Genomic DNA, 21596 nt, shown 5'->3' with positions numbered 1-21596 from the left:
GGAGGCGTAACTTTTTAGCAGCAGCAGGGTTCACTTAGGTAAGCTTCTACTATAAACTATGCTCACCGGACGCGTTAATGCCCCAGAAATAAACACCCGCCACGGCTGGCTCAACACCGACCGGGCCTATTCTTTAAAAGACTTCAGGGGCAAAATTGTGCTGCTCGATTTCTGGACCTTCGGCTGTATCAACTGCCAGCACCTGCTGCCCGACCTGAAGCAGCTTGAAAAGGAATACCCGCAGGAACTGGTGGTGATTGGCGTGCACTCTGGTAAGTTTGACGCCGAGAAGCGTCTGAACGCAATTCGGCAGGCTATTCTGAAGTTCGGGATTGAGCATCCTGTAGTGAATGATGCCGATTTTGAAGTCTGGAAGCAGTACGCCGTGAGCGCCTGGCCTACCGTGGCCCTTATAGACCCCAACGGCAAAATTGTGGGGCAAAAGCCTGGCGAAGGAATCTATGACATCATCAAGCCACACATTGAAGAGCTCATTCAATCATTCGGGGACAAGATAGACCGTACCCCTTTTCCGTTCAAAAGAGAAAAGGCAAATTCCCGTTTTCTGCGCTTCCCCTCAAAGTTGATAGCCGATGAATCTGGAGATCTTTATGTCTCAGATAGCGGCCACAACAGAATACTGAAGCTGAACACAAACGGACAGGTGCTGGAAGTGATTGGCAGCGGAATACAAGGCTTTGAGAACGGGAACAATGCTGAGGCTCGCTTCAGTGAACCACACGGTTTGGCCATATACAATGATTTTTTATACATAGCTGATGCCGGTAACCACGCCATCCGAAAGGTAAACTTAGCCACTAGAGAAGTGACCACTGCCGCCGGAACGGGTGAGGTGAGTTATTATTTTTTCTTTGATCAGCTAGACGAACCGGTACACCCCAACAGCCCCTGGGATTTATGTCTGGACGGTGACCATCTATACATAGCCAGTGCCGGCAATCACCAATTGCTCTGCATGAACCTTGAGACAGAAAAAGTATACCGCTTTGCCGGCACTGGTCGCGAAGCCCTGGCCGATGGTATTCTGCGCGAAGCAGCTTTTAACCAGCCCAGCGGCCTCACTATATTAGACCGCACCCTGTACGTAGCTGATCCTGAAGCCAGTGCCGTGCGTGCTGTCAATCTGGAGCAAGGCACTGTCACCACCCTCATTGGCCGTGGCCTGTTTGAGTTCGGAGATGAGGACGGTGATTTTTATGATGCTTACCTACAACACTGTATAGGAATAACACACCACGCTAAGAAACTTTATCTGGCAGACACCTACAACGGCAAAGTAAAAGTCCTTGACCTGCAGAAAGAGCAAATTAAAACGGTTGTGGCTGGTCTGGATGAGCCTAATGATGTATTATTCCACCAAGGCTCTCTCTGGATTACCAACACCAACGCCCACGAACTTTGGAAGGTGAACCTTGAGACGGGGGAGCGTGAAATAATTGATGTGCATCTTTCTTTGTCCTAAAAGGCTCTTTGCGTTTTTGGTTTTATTTCAATTAAAGTAGCTGATAAACAGATACTTTAATTGAAATAAATAGTATACTTACAGTATATAATCTGTCATTATCCTATAATTTATTCAATAACATGTTTAGGAAATTACTTTATCCATTGATCTGTTCGGTTGTGTTGGTAAGTTGTTTTGAAAAGGAGACAGATGAAGAAGACCCCCAACCACTTGCCGACTGCCGGATAAGTTCTTCAGTGGCTGTAGGCGGTCATTTCTCGCCGCTTGCCACCCAATATGAATACAATGAGCAGAATCAGTTAGTAAAGATCAAGATTACTGGTGATACAGTGAACTGGATAACACAATTTACCTACAATGAGCAAGGGCAACTTAGCAGCGCGAATGATGGTACCTATTTGTATGAATACGAATACAATGCGCAAGGTCAACTTATAAAGCAAACTAGAAGTATACCACGCTTGCCAGACCGCAGAGAATCTGAGGTGTATCTGCATACCTACAACAGTGCCGGTCAATTAATAGAGACTACTGTGCACCCTGCAACTGAGCCTACGGCTATACCATATCGGTTTAAATTTGACTACACTAATGGCGTAAACACACATATTGAGAAGACTACCTATGCGTATGATGGATCAGTGCCTAACTCGCCTCCGTTTTTTGTAGAAGACATTACTATTGCATATGATGGTAAAAAGAACTTGCTTCCGGCCTCTCCGCTGAACCAATATTATAGAACCATGATTTACGCCCCCGCCCCTAATTGGCATGCCGGAAATGTTACAAGCTACAAAATTGTAAGACGATCAACGGGTGCAGTGGTAGACAGTTACACTGTAGCTTATACTTACAATGCGCAAGGCGTACCAACTGAAGCAATCCGTACCAGCGGTAATCAATCTGTTACGCACAATTACAGCTATATCTGCGATTAATCTCCCCCTGGATTCTGCTAGTTTGTAGTGAATTTTAAACCTTCTTTCCTCGGGCTCAGTTCTTTATTTGAACCTGCGAGAAGGAGGTTTAAACTTTTTAAACAAGGGCCGGATAATTGAATAGATTAACCTTACACGACCAAACTAATAGGCTGCTTTGACTGTGCTTGTACCCTTTGCGCCTGCTGCACGTGCCGTTGCTGGTGCATAACCAGAAACTCAAAGGCTTCCAGCGTGCGCATTTTCAGCAGGCGGAAAAATTCCACCGGAATGGTTTTCTTGTTCACATCGGCTTTGGTGGCTTTTTCCAGCAACTTGAGCAGTGTGTCTTGGTGCTGTAAAAACTCATCTAGCACGGCGGCAGTCAACTGGCTGTTGTGCGGGTTCATGTGCTTCAGGGTCTTATGCTTTTTCACGTTGCCTGGGTTTACCATGTCTAAAGATTTTTTCCCTAGCCAAGAGTAACGGACCGGTTGCGGAAGGGCCAAGGTGGGGGCGGCGGCAAGAGCCTTCGCAAAATGCGGCAAGTAAAAACGGCTGTAGCGGTTTAGGTGCTCCAGGCATTCCAGAATGCTCCAGCTCGTGGCGTGGGGCTTGAAATTTAAGGTAGCGATTTCCAACGGCAGAAATTCTGACGTGACGGAGGCTTTCAGTTGCTGCACCTGAGTCTGTAGCTGAGCGAGAAGAGAGGTAGTGTTCATGGCTTTTTCTGTTTCTTTTTGGCAAAGGTAGAGGCCGTGGCAAAACCGAACCTTGACCAGAATCAAGATTTACATGATGCGGCTCAGCGTCTCAGGAGTCATGCGCAGGTAAGAGGCAATATACTTGCGGGGTACCAACTGAAAAATATGGGGGCTTCGGTTGAGCAGGCGCTGTAGGCGTTGCTCGGGGTTCAGGAGTTGTAAGTCAATTTCCCGCTCCATCTTGCCCACCAAGGCTTTTTCCAGTTCCTGGCGCCAGAACCTGCTGAATATCGGCCGTTTTTCCTGAATCTCCTCAAAATCAGATTTTGAGATGGCCAACAACTCACTTTTCCGGAGAGCCTGAATACAGTATGTTGAAGGCTGCTGACTCACTAGTGATGGAAAAGCTGTCACCAACGTATTGGGGTAAGAAAAACCGACACAGATATTTTCATCTTGCGCCGGGTAGTAGAGCCAAAGCGCGCCGCTCAAAACAAAGTACAGATGCTGCTCCACCTGCCCTTCCCTGATCAGGAAATCGCCGCGGTTAAGGGTGACACGTTTTCTCCAGAGCGGCTCAAAGGCGGCAATGTCATCTTCTGAAAAATAAGGAATCTGTTTCAGCAGCGAGGCCAGCATGAGAAAGGTGTTTTAAGGCTGTTTTCAGAAAAATAGAAGAAAAACGGATTCGGAACTAAGTAAAAGTTTTGTGCCTTTGGTACTTGCGGGCGGAACGTCAGAATCACTTATCTTTTCTGTAAATTTAAAAGTCAATTGCGCTTGTGCAAGCAGTTGTGCCTTGAAAAGCTGATGACGCTTTTTGTCTTACATTTTGAAATCAGAATTTAAATATGGCCTTACTTTTTAATGATTTTGCGAGCTGGGAGAAACATTGCCAATCTACTGGTGAACCGCTGTACGTACCGGTACTGGGGTACGAGATAGAGCAGAAAGGCCGCTCAGAAGATGAAATATGGGAAGGCTTAGCCCGAGCCTATGATGTCATGCGTGATGCCGTGAAAACCGGCCTCAGCCAAGACATGACTTCCCGCTCAGGTATGGTGAACAACGGTGCTAAAAAAGTGGCTGCAGCTCCTGTAACGGTGTTGTCGCCTGAATTTCAGTTGCTGATTAGCCGGGCTTTAGGAGCCAAGGAAGTAAACTCGTGTATGGGCAGGGTGGTAGCGGCGCCTACCGCTGGGGCTTCGGGCATTCTTCCGGGCGTGCTCACCACTTTGCAAGACCAGCATGGGCTAGATGACCGCAAAATACATGAGGGTTTACTAGTGGCGGCTGGTATAGCGTTAATCATTGAACAAAATGCCTCGCTGGCAGGTGCTGTAGGTGGGTGTCAGGCTGAAACAGGCAGTGCGGCAGCCATGGGCGCAGGGGCCATTGTGTATTGCCTAGGCGGAAACGTAGAGCAGACATTTGCAGCGGTAGCCATTACCATACAATGTATGCTGGGTCTCATTTGTGATCCGGTGGCGGGGCTGGTAGAGGTGCCTTGCATTGTCCGGAATGCCAGTGCAGCAGCCATTGCGTTCTCTAGTGCTCAAATTGCCATAGCCGGTGTAAACCCGGTTATTCCAGTTGACCAATGCGTGATGGCTTTGGGCGAGGTAGGGCAAAGCATGGAAACCAAGTACAAAGAAACTGCCTTGGGTGGTTTGGCCAATACCCCCAAAGGTCGCGAAATAGAGAAAATGGTGCTGGTGCAGGACGTAGAAATTCTGCCTGATGAAGAGGATGTGTAATGAGAAATACCTGTTTTAGGCTCGTTTTTTTGAAAACAGGCCCAAAACAGGCGCTTCTAATTTTTCCAGCATTAGTATAATTCAAGGTTGTTACTAAGGTGGCCCTTTAATGATAGTGCTGCTGATAATTTAATAGGCCCAGCTTGATTTAATTTCACCAACCCAATTATCATTCTTCTTATTTAATTCTATTCCCAGTCCTGCCCCGCACATAAAGTTAAGCCTACATTCATTATCAATCCAACTTACGCAGGTTCTCTTAATTCTAAGTCTGGCTTTTTCATCTGTCATAGAAAGTATTTCCATCTCCAACACCATTAAGGATGAGGCTTGGCTTGCTAAATTGCAAGCATATTCTTCTGTGATAACTTTAAATTTTAACTTATTTAGTTTTGGTAAATTCTTCTTACTAATCTCGTGTAAAACTAATAGAACTGAGTCTAAAAGAAGAAGTTTGTTATGTTTAACAGAAGTAGTTAGTGAGCCTATTGAAATGAATGTAGTATCAGAAAGAGCAATTTTTAATCCCTCTTGTAAAATAAGCGTACTATCACTGGAATAGTTACTTTCCTTCTCTCTTGCAAATGCTTGATTGTAAAACAATAAGCTTATGAAAAAGCTAAGCAATAAAATATGCTTTTTCATCTAAACAAAGGCGGGCTATTGTGGAATAAATAGTAAGGATTTGTGAATATCAACACAAAATATTTTTCAAAGAGTTTCTTATTACCTCTGTAGCTTTTATTAATAGGGCTGTAGTTGTCCAATATATTACCCTACTCAAGGTATTTACTGTTTGTCTTACTTAACCGTCACAATATTCAGGAACTCTTCGTTTTCATTCCAGCTGTAGCGGATGGGGCTGTGCTTGTCCTGTATCACCACTTCCACTTTGGCTATTCTGGTTATGTCTGCTAGCAGCAGTTTAGGATCTACTAGTTTGTTGTTTACTAACACTCTCAATTGCCGTTTTTCGGCAGAAACTTTATAATAGTCCAGCACATGCTCTAACCGGAAGAGAGGGCGCTTGCTTTTTAATTCGGCAACTACAACGCCGTGTTTCGCTTTCTCCCCTAAAGACACCAGTAACAAAGAGTCTGTATACGTTTTCTTGACCAAAATGTCCTCCTGATCCACAATAAGAGAATTAAAAGAGGTTTCTTGGTTTTCAAGAAGCAGCAAGGGAGCCTGTGAGCGCGTGCTGACTGCTAAAATACCAACATGGTAAGGTCTCGGGATAACCATGCCTATGTTAGGTAAAGTTTGACTCACTACATTCATGCAGGTAATTATACACAGGGAAAGAATACAGGAGAACTTTTTCATGGCAAAGAGCTTCAATAAAGCAGTTATATCATCAAGGTACTAAAATAAGTTGCAAAGAGAAAGGCAGTGCCGTTTGTAGACAGAAGTATTATCCTCATTTAAAAGAGAAACGCCACGTGATCACGTGCGTTTCTCTTTTAAATGAACTAATAGCACATATTTTTATCAGTAATTCGGAATGTCGTCAACCTGTTTACGGGTAAGCAGCAAGCCGATCATCATGAGCAATGCGGTGAGCAGTACCACAAAGAAGAGCACGCTCTCGTTCATGTCAATGATCTGGTATTTCTGTGGAATACTGTAGAAAAGCAGAATGGTAATCAAGCCACGGGGGGCTATAAACAATTCTGGAATAAGAGGCACTTTCGCCGCAAACTGTAGGTACAGGTACCGTACCAGAAGCGTAATGGTGAAGATAGTGAAACCTAAAACCCACACGTTTAAATAAGCGAGTTCAGGCAGGTTAATAGAGAACCCAAACAGCAGGAAAAAGAAGGTTCTAATTACAAACGCGGTCTCGCCATTAATCTGCTTTAAATGAATCAGCTCTTCTTCCAGGTTCCGGAGGCTGAGTACTTTGGCTAAGCGGTCTTTTACAAAGAGCACGGCGTTGTTCAGCATCAGTCCAAAGCATAGTACCATGAGCAAAGAAGACAGGTGCAGTTTTTTGCCTATTGAGTAAAGCAGTACCAGTATAGCAATAATCAGGAAGAACTTGATGTGGCTCTTGATTCGGTCTATAAAGAACAGTAGGATAAGCGTGCAGATAATAGAAATAATAAAGATGCTGACTAGGTCCAGGCCTAATGTCACGAAAGACCCCACACCAATGGTATCGTTCTGCACCGCAAAATTAAAAGCAATAATGCCTATTATGTCTGAGAAAGTGGCTTCATACACAATAAACTCCCGTTTTTCCAAAGACAAGTTGGTTACACTGGGTATGGCAATGGCACTACTGATCACAGCTAGGGGAATTGCGTTCACTACGGCTACTTTATAAGGCACCTGTAGCCAGAAATTAACGAACCAGGCAATAAGCGCGGCAGTGATCAGGAGCGTGATCGTGGCGGTGATGAGTGTTTTCCGGATAAGCGGGAGCTTCTCTTTGGTGAGCTCCAAATCCAAGGCTCCTTCCAGTACTATCAAGATCAAACCAATAATTCCGAAGAGTTCCAGGATGTTGCGCAACCCTGGTAAGGTAACATTGAACATGACGGCAATAGACTTCAGCAGAATGCCAGTTGCCAACAGGAAAATCACGGAAGGCACTTTGGTGCGTTTAGCAGCCATGTCAAACAAATATGACATGACAATAAGGCTGCTAAGAATTATGAGAAAGGTGTATGGGTCTAAGGTCATTCAGTAACTATCTGTAGCAAGATAAATACGGACTTCTCCGGTAATAGATATGGGAGGAGCCAGTGTAGTATTTTAATTCTGCTTATAAAAAGATAAGCAGATAATAGGGGTAAATGTTTTGTGGGCGGTCTTTTCACCATCACTAAGATAAGCAAGCTTTCCTTTCTACAAAGATGTTTTTTAAAAAGATAACCATAGCATTACTGGCAGTAAGTATAGGCGGCACGTTATTGAGCAGCTGCAAAGTGGCTGACATGCACCAAGATGCGGCCTTGGCTAAAACGGCTTCAGAAGTTCCGGTGGTAGGCAGAAAAGCGCTACGGCCCAATAAAGATTTTCAGTTAGGTGCCTATGCTGTAACCAATATACGCCGCAGCTGGACCAGAACCAGCGGGTTTTCTTTCTTCCAGGTAGAGGGATCGCGCAAAAGCCAGCGGTATGAGTTTGTGTTGCGAGACAGTGCAGGCCTTGAAACCTACGTGACCGCAGAAGCCGGCGTCAGCAGCCAATCTATACCGTTGGGCAAGGTATTTTCTATAGAGTTAGGTGGCGAAAATCGTGAGGTGTTTGTAAGCAGCATACAAGCAGGAAGCAGTGGCGCGTGGCAATTGATCACTAAAGACCCCGGCAACGACATTTTATTCAAAGATTTTTCAGGGGTGCTTCAAAACGGAGCCACTCAAATACGCGTGGAGCCCGTGTACCAGTACCAAAACAGCTATAGGGGCTCTTCTACAGAAATTTTAGGGTATGAATTTAAATCTGGCGTTGAGCTGTTAGGGGCGGTGCAGGTTAGCGGGAGGGGTAAGTTGTGGTTGAAAAATGAATTAACCTCAGAACAGCGGAAAGTCTTGAGTGCCGCATCTGCCTCTCTGTTGCTGTACCGCAAATTAAACCAGCAAAATGGCGCAGAGCCTCAAAATCCTAAAGTAAAACTGCCAATCTCTCTTTTCTAATATATATCCATCAAAATCTATGCGTCTCTTCAAAAATATTCTCCTGCCAATAGCGGCCATAGTTTTTAGTTTAACTAGTTGCTCCGTGCCTGACATGCGGGTAAACGAAAACTTTAAAGCAGAGGCCTCGGCAATGCCGGTACAAGGGCGGTCGGCGATGCGTCTCTCAATGGGTAAAGAAAAAGGGTTTGGATTTGGGGCTTACCAAGTGGAAGATGTGAAGAGAGGCTGGACCCGCAGCTCAGATAATGGTCAGGAAAACTTACTCAGAGTATCTGAAGCCTACCAGAGGTATAGCTTCGGTGTAATTGACACCGTTACCCGTAAAACCTTATTTGTGCAAGCCGCCGCCATGCTGAACACTACTGCAGTAGAGGCGGCAGGTTGGTCTTTCAATTTGGATAAACAGAGGGAGTTTTTGCAGGTAGCGTTTAGGTCTGCGGAAAGTGGAGAGTGGCGCCTTTCCTTGGCTGATCCGGGTAATTACATGCAGCGGACTAACTTTGAAGGCTCGCTTAAGAACAAAGAATATGAAATAGAAGTGTTGCCGCTGTATAAGTGGGAAGGAAAATCTCTGCCTTCAGACAAACCATTGGGTTATGAGTTTTCACGGGGTGGTCAGGTACTGGCTACGGTGCAAACGGTAAACAGCGGCAAAGTGTGGCTGCGCAACAGCCTCAGCCCAGACCTGCAAATGGTGCTAGCCAGTGCCAGCGCCTCTTTGCTGCTGTACAACCAGCTAGATCAGGAGAATCAGTAGGCTCAGGAACCAAACTAATAGCCAGTAAGTTACCGCTATAGCTGATATTAAGTAAGTCAGGTGTGGCGGTTTTTATTTTTAGTCACAAATTTGACTAGTTTGGTCACATTTTTGCCAAGGAGAAATAGCAAATCCCACACCTTTGTCGTTTAAGGGATAATAATCTTTAATCAGGGGCACTCCGTGTTTCTGCTCTATATGAGAAACTTCTTTTGGTGGTGCGCCGGCGCCGATGATACCATTCTGGCGCAATGTCCTAAGTCAGAACATGTCAAGTTTGGCAGTATTGGGGCCACTGTTTTGTTTACGGGCGTATTAGCCAGTTTATCTGGTGGTTATGCGCTATACACTGTTTTTGATGATGTATGGGCAGCAGTAGCGTTTGGGTTATTGTGGGGCGCCGTTATCTTCAACCTTGACCGATTTATTGTGTCCACTATCCGGAAAGAAGGAAAGTTCTGGAAGGAGTTCTTACAGATACTACCCCGTTTGGTGCTGGCATTGGTGTTAGCCATTGTTATTTCCAAGCCTTTAGAACTGCGTATTTTCCAGAAGGAAATTGACAGTGTGCTAGAGGAGAAGAAAGCCCAACTAGCTTTAGAGCACCAGAAACTGGTGAATCAGCAGTTCACTGAAACAGACTCGGTGCGCAAAGACATTGACCGCATTAAGTCTGAAATAGCAACCAAATCTGCCCAGCGAGATACACTGTATGCTCAAATGAGTGCGGAGAGCGATGGTACCGGCGGAACAAAAAAGATAGGAAGAGGTCCTATTTTTCAGGAGAAGAAAGCTCAGTACGATAAGATTGACGCGGAACTGAAGCAACTGCAAGAGCAAAACAGCCTGCTCATAGCGGAGCGTCAGAACCGAATTGATACCCTTACCGCCCAACGTGATAAATCTATAGCCCAGGGTAAGGCACGTTTTGAAGAGTATGGTGGCCTGATGGCTCGTATGGAAGCCCTGCAAAAGCTACCCTGGCTGCCCAGCTTTTTTATCATGCTGTTATTTATCTGCTTGGAAACTGCTCCTATCTTCACCAAGTTAATCTCAAAGCGCGGCCCTTATGATGATCTGCTGCGCGATGTAGAAACCACTACTGAACTGGAGAGCCTGGAAAAACTGGAGCACCGCCGCCGGGAGTATGATACCCGCAAAGCCATTGATGAAGCTGGCAAAGATGCCCGCATGGAGCATTACAGCTACAACCGCCGCGAGACCGTAAAAACCGATGCCGATGTGGACCTAGAATTGGCGCGTACCAATGCACATGCCCGCCTCAAAACCGGCAAAGAGAAAATTCGCCGCGAAACTGAAACATACATGGATAACTACTAAGGTTTAACTGTATAAACAAAAAGCCGCTGCTTTTCCTGAAAGCAGCGGCTTTTTGTTTTTTGTTGCTTCATGAGGTATGAAGTTTACAAACTTCTAGTGAATCACCTCAAGAAGGAAAAAATAGACACCTAGAATAGGTGGAAGGGGGATTGTTCATGCACAGCAACTAGATAGATTAACTAAAATTACCCAGACTATCAGAAGTGGGTTTTCGGCTCATTTTAGAAAAACAGCTCGAAAACAGCCTTATTTAGAATAACGATCAACGAAATATCACTTCCACTCCACCAGTTCCGGATTATCAGTCATAACACCATCGGCACCTAGCTCAAACAGCCTTTTAATATTCTCTGGTTTGTTTTCGGTCCAGACAAAGGTTTTGAAGCCTTGGTTATGCAAGGAGGTGATAAATGATTTTGACGCGAAGTAGCGGTGAATGTTAATGGCTACTGCTTCTGAGTATTTGTCAAAGCTGCCAAATTTGAGGGTGTGGTCAATGTAAACAGGCAGAAACGGTATTTTACCTACAATCAGCTTATGGGTAGGAATGACGAAGTCTGCTTTCCAGATGTTCTCCAGAATAGGGTCGTAAAATGATTGGAGAACTGTCCAGTCTTCGGCTTTGTGTTCCCGAATAATGTTGAGCACGTTCTGCTCCATGCCCGTATAGTAGCCGTCTTCGCCTTTCTTTAACTCAATTAGTAGTTTCTTTTTGCCTTTTACGGCTTTGATTACTTGAGCCAGTGTGGGAATACGCTCGTTGGCAAACGCAGAGTCATGTTTTACCCCAGCGTCTAATTCTTTAAGCTCAGCAAGAGTAAAATCAGATATTTTCCCTTTACCGGTGGTGGTGCGGTCTAACGTGGCGTCATGTATAACAACTACCTGCCCATCTTTGCTTTGGTGAACATCTACCTCAATAAAATCAGCGTGGGTGGCAAGTGCCTGTTTTACAGCGGCAATGGTGTTTTCAGGGGCAAGGCCTGAGGCTCCCCTGTGGGCAACCACGGTCACCTTTCTGGCTTGCTTCTTTAAGAGAAATAGCTTTCCTGAAGTATCTGCGGAGCTGCAGGCACTCAAACTTATTGACAAGAAGAATAAAAGGGACAACAGCGCCCTTTCTGCCTTGGGTCTAACCCAAATGAATCTTTCGCTCATAACAGCGCTGGCCTATATAGAGGCTTCAGCATGGAAAGATAACATTGTTTTAGGTTACTCCCAACGCAGGTAAGGGGCTAAAAATAAGAATTATAAAATATTTACCTGCCTGGTGATGCTTTCCTCCAGCGAGATAAAGGTTTCAGTGCGTTCTACGCCTTCAATGGCCTGTATCTTCTCATTCAATACTTCACGCAGGTGCAGCGTGTCGCGGCAAATAATTTTGGCGAACATGCTCCACTGGCCAGTGGTGTAGTGCATTTCCACAATCTCTGGCACCTCACGCATGCTAGTAACCGCTGTTTGGTATGCAGAGCCCTTTTCTAAATAAATACCTATAAAAGCACAGATGTCATACCCAACAGCATTAGGGTTTATAAACAAATGTGATCCCTTGATAACCCCCAGGTCTTCCAGTTTTTTCATGCGCACGTGCACGGTACCGCCAGAAACCTGTAATTCTTTCGCGATATCAGTGTAGGCTCTGGTAGCATCTAACATAAGCATTGTTAGAATTCGTCTGTCCAGGATATCAATTTCTGAATTTTGAGCCATTATTTGAGTGTTTTTTTATCAATTTTACAACAAAGATAATACATTCTTATTGAAGTACTAAGGTACAAAATTAACATTTATAAATTTAACAGACATTAATAAATTTATTTATGTTTGTGATAATGATAATAATAAAACGTTAACACATTTATAATATTTTTTATGCAACGTGATTTAATTGCTGATGCTGCAGTGACACTAGAAGGCACACTTGCTCAGTTACAAGGGCCGCAGACAGTTGATGTGCTTAAGGTACAGCAGGCTATCATAAGAGCGGCGCATGATTTTATGTTCAAAAAGGGCTTGGTGCAGCTAATGCCCTTGATGTTGTCTCCTATTACTGACCCGCTCAACCATGGTGTGGTAGATGCAGCCATTTCTTATGCCGGTAGCCGCTGGAGCCTCACCAAATCTATGATATTTCATAAACAGCTAACTCTTCTTAATCCGGAGCTGGAAGCTATTTATATTGTGTCACCTAACGTGCGGCTAGAGTTTGCCGACCGTGCCTACACCGGGCGCCACATGTTTGAGTTTACCCAAATAGATTTTGAGTTCCGGAACAAAGACGGCGCCTTTGTGCGCAGCTTTATGGAAGAGTTGGTGCAGTTTATTTTTTCAAAAGTAGAAGAAGAGCTGCCCGAAGTGCTGGCAAAATACCGCCCTGACTTCTTGCCCGAGATAGGCCAATTGGAGGTGTTCCGTACTGAAGAACTAGAGGCGCAGTACGGTGCAGACTATGAGCATATTAAATCAAAAGAAGCCGAAAGACCGTTTTGGTTGCTTAACCACAAGCGTGAGTTTTATGATAAAGAAGACCCGGCAGCCCCAGGTACTTACCTGAACTATGACTTAATATGGAACGAAGGCTTTGGAGAAGGTTTGTCTGGGGGCGAGCGTGAAAATGAGTACCACCAGATTCTGAAACGCATGGACGAGACCGGAAGCGATAAAGAAGCATTCAGGCATTATTTGGAAGTAGCCAAAGAGCAAGGGTTGCCGTACACGGCCGGTGCCGGGTTTGGCGTGGAACGCATGGCCCGCTACATTTGCCGTATACCAGACATCAACAACGTGACCCCATTTTCACGTAGACCAGGGATGCCGGCGTTGTTTTAAACTAACTTTATAGAATTTATAAGCGTTTTTGGCGTGTTTTATCAAAAACAAACCAAAAACGCTTTTTATTTAACAAATACGTGCCCGATATTGGGGCTCCAATTACGGCAGTTGTTTTATTGCCTTAACTGGAAAACGGCAGCTATAAAGTGGCGGCCTTGTTTCTTAAATTTCTCGTCTTCCATGAGTACGCATAAGCACTTCATCATTGATTTTGACAGCACCTTTACCAAGGTAGAAGCTTTGGACGCCCTGTGTGCTATTTGTGTGCCAGACGCGCAGCAGCGCCAAAAGGTACTAACTGAAATTCAGCGCCTCACCGACCTGGGCATGGAAGGCGAAATTCCACTGACCGAGTCGCTGGAAAAAAGACTGGCCCTGCTCAAGGCCAATAAATCCCACATCAATGACCTCATTGAACACCTTCGTGGGCAAATTTCTGAGTCTTTCAAACTGAACAAAGCTTTCTTTGAGGCTTATAAAGAAGATATCTACATTATCTCCAACGGGTTCAAAGAATTTATTGTGCCTATTGTGGCCGAACTGGGGGTAAAGCCCGAGCATGTGTTTGCCAATAGCTTTGTGTATGACCAAGACGGTAACATCATCGGGTTTGACCGCGACAACGTGCTCACCCAAAACCAAGGCAAAGCCAAGCAAATAAAGTCATTAGGGCTGGAAGGCGAGATCTACGTAATTGGTGACGGTTTCACTGACTACGAAATAAAAGAAGCCGGCATAGCCGATAAATTCTACGCTTTCACTGAAAACGTGAAACGCGACAGTGTGGTGAACAAAGCCGACCACGTTACCCCAAGCTTAGACGAGTTCCTGTATGTGAACAAATTGCCAAGTGCACTTTCTTACCCTAAAAACCGCATAAAAGTGCTGGTGTTGGAGGGAATACATGAGCACGCCATCAACATGTTCCGGCAAGAAGGGTACAATGTAGAAGTCATTGCCGGAGCGCTGGAAGAAGACGAACTGTGCGAGAAAATACATGATGTGTCTATCATCTGTATTCGGTCTAAAACACAATTGACCGCCAAAGCCATTGCCGCCGCGCCACGTTTAATGGCCGTAGGCGCATTCTGCATTGGCACAAACCAAATTGATTTGCAAACCTGTACCGAACGTGGCATAGTGGTGTTTAATGCTCCGTACAGCAATACCCGCAGCGTAGTTGAAATGGCCATTGGCGAAATCATCATGCTAAGCCGGGGCATTGTGGAGAAAAGCAACCGCATGCACAACGGCGAGTGGGACAAATCTGCGAAAGGCTCAAACGAAATAAGAGGCAAGAAGCTGGGTATTGTAGGCTACGGTAACATAGGGTCACAGCTCTCTGTATTGGCCGAGGGGCTGGGCATGGAAGTGTACTTCTATGATGTAGTAGACAAGCTGGCTCTAGGAAACGCCAAAGTCTGCAACACCCTGGAAGAGCTTTTGTCTTTAGCTGACATTGTCACCTTGCACGTAGACGGCCGGCCAGACAATAAAAACATCATAGGGGCCAAGGAGTTCGACATGATGAAAGAAGGCGTTATTTTCCTGAACCTGGCCCGTGGCCACGTGGTGGAAATTGAGGCGCTGGCCCAAAACATTAAGAGCGGTAAAATAAGAGGCGCTGCCGTAGACGTATTCCCGTACGAGCCTAAAAACAACCAAGAGTCGTTTGAATCGGCGTTGAAAGGCTTACCTAATACGTTGCTGAGCCCGCACATTGGCGGTAGCACCGAAGAGGCGCAGGAGAACATTGCCCAGTACGTTCCGTCTAAGTTAATAGACTATGTTAATACTGGCGGTTCTTACAACAGTGTAAACTTCCCGAACCTGCAACTTCCTGCTCTCCGGAACGCGCACCGCCTTATTCACATACACCGCAACGTGCCGGGTATTTTGGCCAAAATCAACAATGCCCTGGCCGAGAACAACATCAACATCTTGGGTCAGTACCTCAAAACAAACGAGACTATTGGCTACGTGATCACCGATGTAGACACCCAGTACAACCGTTCTGTAACCAAAGAACTGAAGCAGATACCAGATACTATTAAGTCACGCGCGCTGTACTAGTGCTCCGCCAAATTAGAAAACAAGAATTAGAAATGCTTTTGTAGAACCATTGAGCATATTCAAATTCTTAACTTCTACACTAATAATTATATTGGAGAAGCAATAGTAATAGAGGCGTTAGGTTGAAACCAAGCCGTTTTCGGTCTCTTTAAAAACAAGGAGGCCGAAAACGGCTCCTTGTTTTTAAATGGCCTTAGTTAAGTTACCGCCTGCATTACCAGTTTTAATTGTCAATTTTGCACATTATTTCTTCTTACACCACTAAAAAATTGTGACTCCGATAGTCTCTATTATTATTCCATGCTATAACAGCGGCGAATATTTGCCCGATGCGCTTTCAAGTGTGCGCCAGTATCCTGACAAAAGAGTTTATGAAATTATTGTGGTGGATGATGGTTCAAAAGACCCACTTACCTTACAGTTGCTGAAAGAGCTGAAAAAAGAGGGCGAAGTACAGGTAATTCATCAGGAAAACCAAGGGCCAGCGGCGGCCAGAAATACGGGGGTAAGGGCAAGTAAAGGGAAATACCTGCTGTTATTAGACGCTGATAACCGTATTAGGCCAGCTTATATAGACCGAGGTATAAAAATAATGGATGCTAACCCGAGGGTGGGTGTGGTATATGGTACCCCTTTTTTTTTCGGAGAAGCCGCTAAAAAACGACGATATAAGGTAAAACCCTTTGACATGCAACTGATTCTCATGCACAATTACATTGACAACTGTGCGGTAGTTCGGAAGCAGACATGGGAGGAGCTAGGGGGGCAAGACGAGCACAAAGCCGTAATGGGGTACGAGGATTGGGAGTTCTGGATCAGAGTTGGTACATCAAAATACACGTTTCATTTCGTGGATGAGGTGCTGTATGAATATCGTATCAGGGCTGGTTCATTAATCACTGAGTCCAATCATGCAGACAAGCAACTGGCCATGAAGCAGTACATCTTTTCTAAACACCAAGATCTGTTTATTCAGCATCATGAAGAGGTGTCGCGCAAATACCGGTACCACCAGAAAGCTCCATTTGAAGCTTTCTTAAAACAATATCTAAGAAGATTCTTTCCGAAAAAAAAGAAATAAGACAGACGTTTACGGGCTGATTTTTAAAAATCAGCCCGTAAACGGTTATTTGCATCAGCACATTTAAAAATTAACATAGAACATGGCTCCTATCTATTTTACCCCAGGCCCGGCGCAACTGTACCCAACTGTTGCCCAGCATTTGCAAGCTGGTTTAGACAAACAAGTGTTCTCGCAGAGCCACCGGAGCCAAGCCTTCAAAGACTTGTACCGCCGCACCGATGCCGCCTTGCGGGCTCTGTTCAATCTGCCGGAGGAGTATGCCATTTACTTTACCGGCTCCGCCACTGAAATCTGGGAGCGTAGTTTACAAAACCTGACAGCGCAAAACTCTTTCCATTTGGTGAACGGTTCTTTCTCCAAGAAATACCTGGACCATGCCAAATGGCTGGGACGGCAAACAGAGGTGCTGCAGGTGCCGTTTGGGGAGGGCTTTGACATTGACCATTTTCAGATTCTGGAAGGTACGGAGCTAGTGGGTTTGGCGCAGAATGAGACTAGTTCCGGCGTTTGCATGCCCGTGCAGGACATTCATGCACTACGCACGCTGTTCCCGGACCCACTGCTCTCTGTAGACATAGTATCTGGCGCACCATACGCTGCGTTAGATTTTTCTAAAGTAGACATGGCCTTTTTCTCGGTGCAGAAAGGGTTTGGTTTGCCGGCAGGCTTAGGTGTTTGGCTCGTGAATGAGCGTTGCCGCCGCAAAGCCACCCAGTTGGAGGGGCAGCAGTACACGGGCGGCCACTATAGCATCAAGTCTTTACACGAGCAATTTTTGCAGTTCCAAACCCCGTGCACCCCAAACGTGCTGGACATTTACCTGCTCTGTCACATAGTGGAAGACATGTTAGCCGCGGGTATAGACACAATCAGAAGACAGACCGAATCTAAGGCTATTCAGCTGTACAACTTCTTAGAAGAAAGCAACCTGTTTAAACCCTTTGTGCAGAACCCTTTGCACCGCTCCCCAACTGTAGTTGTTGCCGACGTGGTTGACAGACCCGCTGCCCAGGTCATTTCAAAGCTAAAAGAGCAGGGCTTAGTAGTAGGCTCTGGGTACGGCAACTACAAAGAAACACAGATTAGAATAGCTAATTTCCCGGCAGTGTCTGAAGCAGACGTAGACCAATTGGTGAAGGCGTTAAGGCAGTTATAGGTACTGGAAAGTGTCTGCAACCAAGTTGAGTGTTAGCGGGCAAGCATACTGTGCCGTGGTTTAAATTTCTGTTAATTAATACATTAAGTATGTGAATTTCTAATCTATATGAATTTGGATGCGTAAAAGAGGGGGTGGCATTTTATAATTAATCCCCCTCAATTACCATGAGAAAGCACATACCTTTTATATTGATTTCAGCACTATTGTTATCTTTTTCTCCGGTTTTAGATGCTCAGGGAACGGGCGTAACTACTGTGACAGAACAGCAGGGGCCAATCTTTGGTAAGAAAAAAAACAAAATGAAAAAGGCTAAGCCTAAAAGGTCGAAAGCTAATAAGTCAAAGTCTTCTAAGAAGGTAAAGTTAAGAAAAGGTAAACCTGTAAACCGGGGCTAACTTTTCTGTTTTCGCCTCGTTTTAAAGAACATAGGCCAAAAACGGCTGACATTCCAAACCATCCTATTGTAAAACCCAAGAGGCCTTCTAGTAATAGAAGGCCTCTTTTTATTGGCTTGTTATTCGTTGCCGCGTTGCTTTCGCCACATATCAGTGAAAGTTTCAGGGGCGGCTAGTAGGGGCTCTCGGCGCACGGCCCAAGTGTCTTTCTGTACCCGCTTCAGCACGAAGTTCTTAACGGCGGCCGGAGCAAAATTCAGTAGCTTCCGGTTTTTCATGCCGTAGGTCCAGAAGCGGAAAGCCAGTTTTTCGTTTTTGTCTACCAGACCCTGCTCTACGCTGTAACGGCGGTTGGCCAGCAACAAGCCGTGCAGGTTGATTTTTACGGGGCAAACACTGGTGCAGGCTCCGCAAAGAGAGCTGGCGTAGCTGAGGTGCTTGTTTTCTTCAAAACCAGCCAAATGAGGCGTGATCACTGATCCTATGGGGCCGCTGTAGGTGGTCTCATAGGTATGGCCCCCAATGTTTTTGTACACGGGGCACACGTTCAGGCAAGCGCCGCAGCGGATGCAGTTCAAAGCCTCGCGCTGTTCCGGCTGAGCTAGCAGGTTGGTGCGGCCGTTGTCTAGCAGCACCACGTACATTTCCTCGGGGCCGTCTTTCTCAGTGGGCTGGCGCGGCCCAGTTAAAATGGTGTTGTAGATGGTTATGTTTTGCCCAGTGCCGCTGGTGCTCAGCAATGGCCAGAACAGATCAAGGTCCAGCATGCTGGGAATCAGCTTCTCAATGCCCACAACCGCAATATGCGTTTTAGGAAACGTGGTGGAAAGGCGGGCATTGCCTTCGTTCTCGGTCACGGCAATGCCACCAATATCAGCTATCAGGAAGTTGGCGCCCGTTATGCCCACTTCAGCTTGGGTATATTTGTCTCTTAAAAGTTTGCGGGCGGTAAGTACCAGTTGCTGGGCGTCATCGGTGGGCGGTATTCCTAGCTTTTTGGTGAATAGTTCGGATATGTCTTTTTTAGACATGTGCATGGCCGGCGTGACAATGTGGTAAGGCCGTTGCTCCGCTAGCTGTACAATGTATTCGCCTAAATCGGTCTCTACGGTTTCAATACCGTTCTTCTCCAAATAGTCGTTCAGGTGAATTTCCTCGGTGCTCATAGACTTTGACTTGACCACCGATTTGGCGCGTTTGCGCTTCATAATAGCGCCAATCTCACGCAATGCTTCCTGAGTGTTCTGCGCCCAAATCACCTTTCCGCCTCTCTGAATGAAGTTCTTCTCAAACTCCATGAGGTATTTGTCTAGGTTATTGATGGTCTGAGTTTTCAGGAACGATGCACGCTGACGGGCCAGTTCATGGTTGTCATACGCCGCGAGGCCGTTCTGCACCGCTGCGTTGTACTTGCCTATGTTAAACCTTATTTTCTGCCGATGGTCCAGGTCAAATGCCTTCCTCTCCGAGTCCTGCAGAAATTGCTTTAGTTTACTGCTCAATTCTTTCTCCTGGTTTATATGGCGTAGCAGGTTATTTCCGGCTAAACCTAGTCTCGTTTTAGAGCTGATTTTTGAAAAACAGGCCTAAAACAGCAATGTCACTATATGGCTACGGCTCTTGTTCTGCCAAAAACCATCCGCAAAAATAACGAGCTTATTTGCAATAAGATACAACTGCCCTAAAAAAGTCCTGAGTCTTGAATGCTGAGTCAAGAGTTAAAAACTCATGTATTGAAACTCAGCACTCAAGACTCAGGACACAGAACTAAATAAGCTTCACTTATTTTTTGTTGCTGTCTACCACAATGCGCTTGTCGCGGTTAGCCAGATCCCAGGCGGTGTGGAATACCAGACGGGTCACTTTTTGGGCGGCGTCAAAGTTTATTTTCTCCACATCGTCGGTTGGTTGGTGGTAGTCTTCGTGCACGCCGTTGAAGTAAAATGCCACCGGAATTTTGTGCTTGGCGAAGTTATAGTGGTCAGAACGGTAATAGAAACGGTTCGGGTCGTTCGGGTCGTTGAAGGTGTAATCCAGCTCCATGTTCACGTACGTTTTGTTGGCGTTCTCAGAGATGGCGTGCAGTTCTGAAGAAAGCTTGTCTGACCCAATCACGTAAATGTAGTTGAAGTTGCCTTCGTGCTGCTTGTCGTTGCGGCCAATCATGTCAATGTTCAGGTCGGCAATGGTGTTGGCAAGCGGGAATATTGGGTTTTCTGTGTAGTACTCAGAACCTAACAGGCCTTTTTCTTCGCCGGTTACGGCTAAAATTAAGATGCTGCGGCGTGGTCCGTGACCTGCTTTTTTGGCTTCGGCAAAGGCTTGGCCAATTTCCATGATGGCCACGGTGCCAGAACCATCGTCATTGGCGCCATTGTAAATTTTACCGTCTTTTATGCCTTCGTGGTCATAGTGAGCGCTTAAAACAATTACCTCATCTTTCAGGTCAGTGCCTTCAATGTAGCCCAGCACGTTTTCAGTTGGTAATGGTTGGCGGTTACGTTCTGTCTTAATCTTTACGTTGGCGGCCACTTTGTACGGCGACGAAATAGACTTACCGGCTTTGGCAACAGAGGAATTGTATGATGTTAGTTGCTCAGGCTTCACGTTTAGCAGGTTGGCCGCCAAAGTAGGGGAAATGTATGCTAGTGCTGCTCTTGGCTCAGTTGGAGTGCTTCCGAAACCAATAGATGGACGCGTTAACATACCTGCGTAACGCCTGGTCATTTGTTGGAAATCAGCGTCTGTATTGCCCGTGATCACGAATACGGCTTTGGCTCCTTTTTTAGTGGCGGCCGCCGATTTAGTGCGTGGGTCTTGGGTCCAGGTGCTCATTTTGTCGGTGCCGCTGATGAGGTAGTTGCCGTCATTCTTCTTCGGTTCACCGGAAAACACCACCACCACTTTGTCTTTTACATTCAGGTTGGTGTAGTCTGAGTAGGCGGGGTCGTCAATGCCGTAGCCGGCAAACACAACTTCTGTATTCTGCTCAGTTTGGAAAGGCGAAGCGCCCAGCACAAAAAAGTCTTTGCCCATGGAGAACTTCTGCTGCCCCACCATGACATAACCTTCACCCCAGGTGCTTTTTTCTAAGTTGAATTCTTGGTAGTAAGGGTTTGAACCTGTGGAAACTGGACCAGTAATATTGTTGGCTTTAAAGAAGTTGGCAATATACTCTGCTGCCATTTTCTGACCGCGCTCGCCGGTTTCACGACCTTCTAAAGAATCTGAGGCCAAAATGCGGAGATGCTTCTCTAAATCGGCGGCAGTGATGGTGCCGGCGAAGTGGCTAGGTGCCTCTTCGGCGCTAATGCGCTGTTGAGTAGCGGTTTGTGAGGTGGAGCAGCCACTCAACAGCGCCACGGCCAAGCCTAAGGTATATAAATGCTTCTTCATGTAGTGTTGTTTTGTTAATCTGGAAAATGACCTTAATGTTACTCC

Annotated in this window: 20 protein-coding genes; 11 read left to right on the top strand and 9 right to left on the bottom strand. The window is 45.8% G+C overall.

The genetic code is table 11. From position 1 onward, the window contains the following. Nucleotides 1-58: 58 nt before the first annotated feature. Together A8O23_RS09210 and A8O23_RS09205 are read left to right on the top strand one after the other, a co-directional pair. Nucleotides 59-1483 carry a thioredoxin-like domain-containing protein gene (locus A8O23_RS09210; protein WP_066619988.1) on the top strand — a complete coding sequence of 475 codons (1425 nt, stop codon included), beginning with the start codon at nucleotides 59-61 and terminating at the stop codon, nucleotides 1481-1483. Between the two features lie 122 nt (nucleotides 1484-1605). Further along, nucleotides 1606-2424, top strand: a complete 819-nt coding sequence (locus A8O23_RS09205) for a hypothetical protein (protein ID WP_153042138.1) — start codon at nucleotides 1606-1608, stop codon at nucleotides 2422-2424. 131 nt (nucleotides 2425-2555) lie between these two features. Here the strand turns inward: A8O23_RS09205 and A8O23_RS09200 are convergent, their stop codons facing one another. Together A8O23_RS09200 and A8O23_RS09195 are read right to left on the bottom strand one after the other, a co-directional pair. After that, nucleotides 2556-3125, bottom strand: a complete 570-nt coding sequence (locus A8O23_RS09200) for a DinB family protein (RefSeq protein WP_066619983.1) — start codon at nucleotides 3123-3125, stop codon at nucleotides 2556-2558. A gap of 69 nt (nucleotides 3126-3194) precedes the next feature. Beyond that, complete coding sequence (locus tag A8O23_RS09195; RefSeq protein WP_066619981.1) at nucleotides 3195-3746, bottom strand: Crp/Fnr family transcriptional regulator; 552 nt, start codon at nucleotides 3744-3746, stop codon at nucleotides 3195-3197. A 212-nt stretch (nucleotides 3747-3958) separates the two neighbouring features. On the opposite strand from A8O23_RS09195, the gene sdaAA reads away from it, so the two are divergent. After that, on the top strand, nucleotides 3959-4864 hold the full coding sequence (sdaAA, locus tag A8O23_RS09190; protein ID WP_066619978.1) for an L-serine ammonia-lyase, iron-sulfur-dependent, subunit alpha: 906 nt from the start codon (nucleotides 3959-3961) through the stop codon (nucleotides 4862-4864). A 129-nt stretch (nucleotides 4865-4993) separates the two neighbouring features. Here sdaAA and A8O23_RS09185 read toward each other — a convergent pair whose 3' ends face one another. The 3 genes from A8O23_RS09185 to A8O23_RS09175 form a co-directional block, all read right to left on the bottom strand. Further along, nucleotides 4994-5509 (bottom strand): hypothetical protein, encoded by a 516-nt coding sequence (locus tag A8O23_RS09185; RefSeq protein ID WP_066619975.1) that lies wholly within the window; start codon nucleotides 5507-5509, stop codon nucleotides 4994-4996. A gap of 156 nt (nucleotides 5510-5665) precedes the next feature. After that, entirely contained in the window at nucleotides 5666-6190 is a 525-nt protein-coding gene (locus A8O23_RS09180) for a hypothetical protein (RefSeq protein WP_153042137.1), read from the bottom strand. A 165-nt stretch (nucleotides 6191-6355) separates the two neighbouring features. After that, nucleotides 6356-7501, bottom strand: coding sequence for a cation:proton antiporter (locus A8O23_RS09175; protein ID WP_153042136.1), 1146 nt, complete (start codon nucleotides 7499-7501; stop codon nucleotides 6356-6358). A 224-nt stretch (nucleotides 7502-7725) separates the two neighbouring features. Here A8O23_RS09175 and A8O23_RS09170 point away from each other — a divergent pair, with 224 nt between their 5' ends. The 3 genes from A8O23_RS09170 (at nucleotide 7726) to A8O23_RS09160 (ending at nucleotide 10609) form a co-directional block, all read left to right on the top strand. Continuing rightward, on the top strand, nucleotides 7726-8508 hold the full coding sequence (locus A8O23_RS09170; RefSeq protein ID WP_066619970.1) for a hypothetical protein: 783 nt from the start codon (nucleotides 7726-7728) through the stop codon (nucleotides 8506-8508). 19 nt (nucleotides 8509-8527) lie between these two features. After that, a complete protein-coding gene (locus tag A8O23_RS09165; RefSeq protein ID WP_066619968.1) occupies nucleotides 8528-9268 on the top strand; it encodes a hypothetical protein in 741 nt (246 codons plus the stop codon). 198 nt (nucleotides 9269-9466) lie between these two features. Continuing rightward, complete coding sequence (locus tag A8O23_RS09160) at nucleotides 9467-10609, top strand: DUF4407 domain-containing protein (protein ID WP_066619967.1); 1143 nt, start codon at nucleotides 9467-9469, stop codon at nucleotides 10607-10609. A 273-nt stretch (nucleotides 10610-10882) separates the two neighbouring features. Here A8O23_RS09160 and A8O23_RS09155 read toward each other — a convergent pair whose 3' ends face one another. Then, nucleotides 10883-11767: a glycerophosphodiester phosphodiesterase gene (locus A8O23_RS09155; RefSeq protein WP_082882972.1), complete on the bottom strand. Its 885-nt coding sequence runs from the start codon at nucleotides 11765-11767 to the stop codon at nucleotides 10883-10885. Between the two features lie 90 nt (nucleotides 11768-11857). Next, nucleotides 11858-12322 (bottom strand): Lrp/AsnC ligand binding domain-containing protein, encoded by a 465-nt coding sequence (locus tag A8O23_RS09150; RefSeq protein ID WP_066619966.1) that lies wholly within the window; start codon nucleotides 12320-12322, stop codon nucleotides 11858-11860. Between the two features lie 162 nt (nucleotides 12323-12484). Here A8O23_RS09150 and A8O23_RS09145 point away from each other — a divergent pair, with 162 nt between their 5' ends. The 5 genes from A8O23_RS09145 to A8O23_RS09125 all read left to right on the top strand — a co-directional run bounded on the left by A8O23_RS09145 (nucleotide 12485) and on the right by A8O23_RS09125 (nucleotide 18155). Continuing rightward, nucleotides 12485-13441, top strand: coding sequence for an asparagine synthetase A (locus A8O23_RS09145; protein WP_066619964.1), 957 nt, complete (start codon nucleotides 12485-12487; stop codon nucleotides 13439-13441). A gap of 183 nt (nucleotides 13442-13624) precedes the next feature. Further along, on the top strand, nucleotides 13625-15517 hold the full coding sequence (gene serA, locus A8O23_RS09140) for a phosphoglycerate dehydrogenase (protein ID WP_066619960.1): 1893 nt from the start codon (nucleotides 13625-13627) through the stop codon (nucleotides 15515-15517). Nucleotides 15518-15788: 271 nt separating this feature from the next. Further along, a complete protein-coding gene (locus A8O23_RS09135; RefSeq protein WP_074988348.1) occupies nucleotides 15789-16598 on the top strand; it encodes a glycosyltransferase family 2 protein in 810 nt (269 codons plus the stop codon). An 82-nt stretch (nucleotides 16599-16680) separates the two neighbouring features. Next, on the top strand, nucleotides 16681-17757 hold the full coding sequence (locus A8O23_RS09130; RefSeq protein WP_066619955.1) for an aminotransferase class V-fold PLP-dependent enzyme: 1077 nt from the start codon (nucleotides 16681-16683) through the stop codon (nucleotides 17755-17757). 167 nt (nucleotides 17758-17924) lie between these two features. Next, nucleotides 17925-18155 carry a hypothetical protein gene (locus A8O23_RS09125; protein WP_066619952.1) on the top strand — a complete coding sequence of 77 codons (231 nt, stop codon included), beginning with the start codon at nucleotides 17925-17927 and terminating at the stop codon, nucleotides 18153-18155. A 119-nt stretch (nucleotides 18156-18274) separates the two neighbouring features. On the opposite strand, the gene A8O23_RS09120 is transcribed toward A8O23_RS09125, so the two are convergent. Both A8O23_RS09120 and A8O23_RS09115 read right to left on the bottom strand, forming a co-directional pair. After that, nucleotides 18275-19657 (bottom strand): LutB/LldF family L-lactate oxidation iron-sulfur protein, encoded by a 1383-nt coding sequence (locus A8O23_RS09120; RefSeq protein ID WP_066619949.1) that lies wholly within the window; start codon nucleotides 19655-19657, stop codon nucleotides 18275-18277. Between the two features lie 280 nt (nucleotides 19658-19937). Then, entirely contained in the window at nucleotides 19938-21551 is a 1614-nt protein-coding gene (locus tag A8O23_RS09115) for a M28 family peptidase (protein WP_066619946.1), read from the bottom strand. Nucleotides 21552-21596 lie beyond the last annotated feature (45 nt).

Origin of the sequence: Rufibacter roseus, assembly GCF_001647285.1 — a bacterium.
Taxonomy (GTDB): Bacteria; Bacteroidota; Bacteroidia; order Cytophagales; family Hymenobacteraceae; genus Nibribacter; species Nibribacter roseus.
The sequence above is the reverse complement of the archived record's forward strand: the minus strand, read 5'-3'. Positions and strand labels throughout refer to the sequence as shown.

Excerpts from the sequence above, each read along its gene's own strand:
- A8O23_RS09210 (WP_066619988.1), top strand. The coding sequence starts at position 59 with ATGCTCACCGGACGCGTTAATGCCCCAGAAATAAACACCCGCCACGGC.
- A8O23_RS09205 (WP_153042138.1), top strand. The coding sequence starts at position 1,606 with ATGTTTAGGAAATTACTTTATCCATTGATCTGTTCGGTTGTGTTGGTA.
- A8O23_RS09200 (WP_066619983.1), bottom strand. The coding sequence starts at position 3,125 with ATGAACACTACCTCTCTTCTCGCTCAGCTACAGACTCAGGTGCAGCAA.
- A8O23_RS09195 (WP_066619981.1), bottom strand. The coding sequence starts at position 3,746 with ATGCTGGCCTCGCTGCTGAAACAGATTCCTTATTTTTCAGAAGATGAC.
- sdaAA (WP_066619978.1), top strand. The coding sequence starts at position 3,959 with ATGGCCTTACTTTTTAATGATTTTGCGAGCTGGGAGAAACATTGCCAA.
- A8O23_RS09185 (WP_066619975.1), bottom strand. The coding sequence starts at position 5,509 with ATGAAAAAGCATATTTTATTGCTTAGCTTTTTCATAAGCTTATTGTTT.
- A8O23_RS09180 (WP_153042137.1), bottom strand. The coding sequence starts at position 6,190 with ATGAAAAAGTTCTCCTGTATTCTTTCCCTGTGTATAATTACCTGCATG.
- A8O23_RS09175 (WP_153042136.1), bottom strand. The coding sequence starts at position 7,501 with ATGTCATATTTGTTTGACATGGCTGCTAAACGCACCAAAGTGCCTTCC.
- A8O23_RS09170 (WP_066619970.1), top strand. The coding sequence starts at position 7,726 with ATGTTTTTTAAAAAGATAACCATAGCATTACTGGCAGTAAGTATAGGC.
- A8O23_RS09165 (WP_066619968.1), top strand. The coding sequence starts at position 8,528 with ATGCGTCTCTTCAAAAATATTCTCCTGCCAATAGCGGCCATAGTTTTT.
- A8O23_RS09160 (WP_066619967.1), top strand. The coding sequence starts at position 9,467 with ATGAGAAACTTCTTTTGGTGGTGCGCCGGCGCCGATGATACCATTCTG.
- A8O23_RS09155 (WP_082882972.1), bottom strand. The coding sequence starts at position 11,767 with ATGAGCGAAAGATTCATTTGGGTTAGACCCAAGGCAGAAAGGGCGCTG.
- A8O23_RS09150 (WP_066619966.1), bottom strand. The coding sequence starts at position 12,322 with ATGGCTCAAAATTCAGAAATTGATATCCTGGACAGACGAATTCTAACA.
- A8O23_RS09145 (WP_066619964.1), top strand. The coding sequence starts at position 12,485 with ATGCAACGTGATTTAATTGCTGATGCTGCAGTGACACTAGAAGGCACA.
- serA (WP_066619960.1), top strand. The coding sequence starts at position 13,625 with ATGAGTACGCATAAGCACTTCATCATTGATTTTGACAGCACCTTTACC.
- A8O23_RS09130 (WP_066619955.1), top strand. The coding sequence starts at position 16,681 with ATGGCTCCTATCTATTTTACCCCAGGCCCGGCGCAACTGTACCCAACT.
- A8O23_RS09125 (WP_066619952.1), top strand. The coding sequence starts at position 17,925 with ATGAGAAAGCACATACCTTTTATATTGATTTCAGCACTATTGTTATCT.
- A8O23_RS09115 (WP_066619946.1), bottom strand. The coding sequence starts at position 21,551 with ATGAAGAAGCATTTATATACCTTAGGCTTGGCCGTGGCGCTGTTGAGT.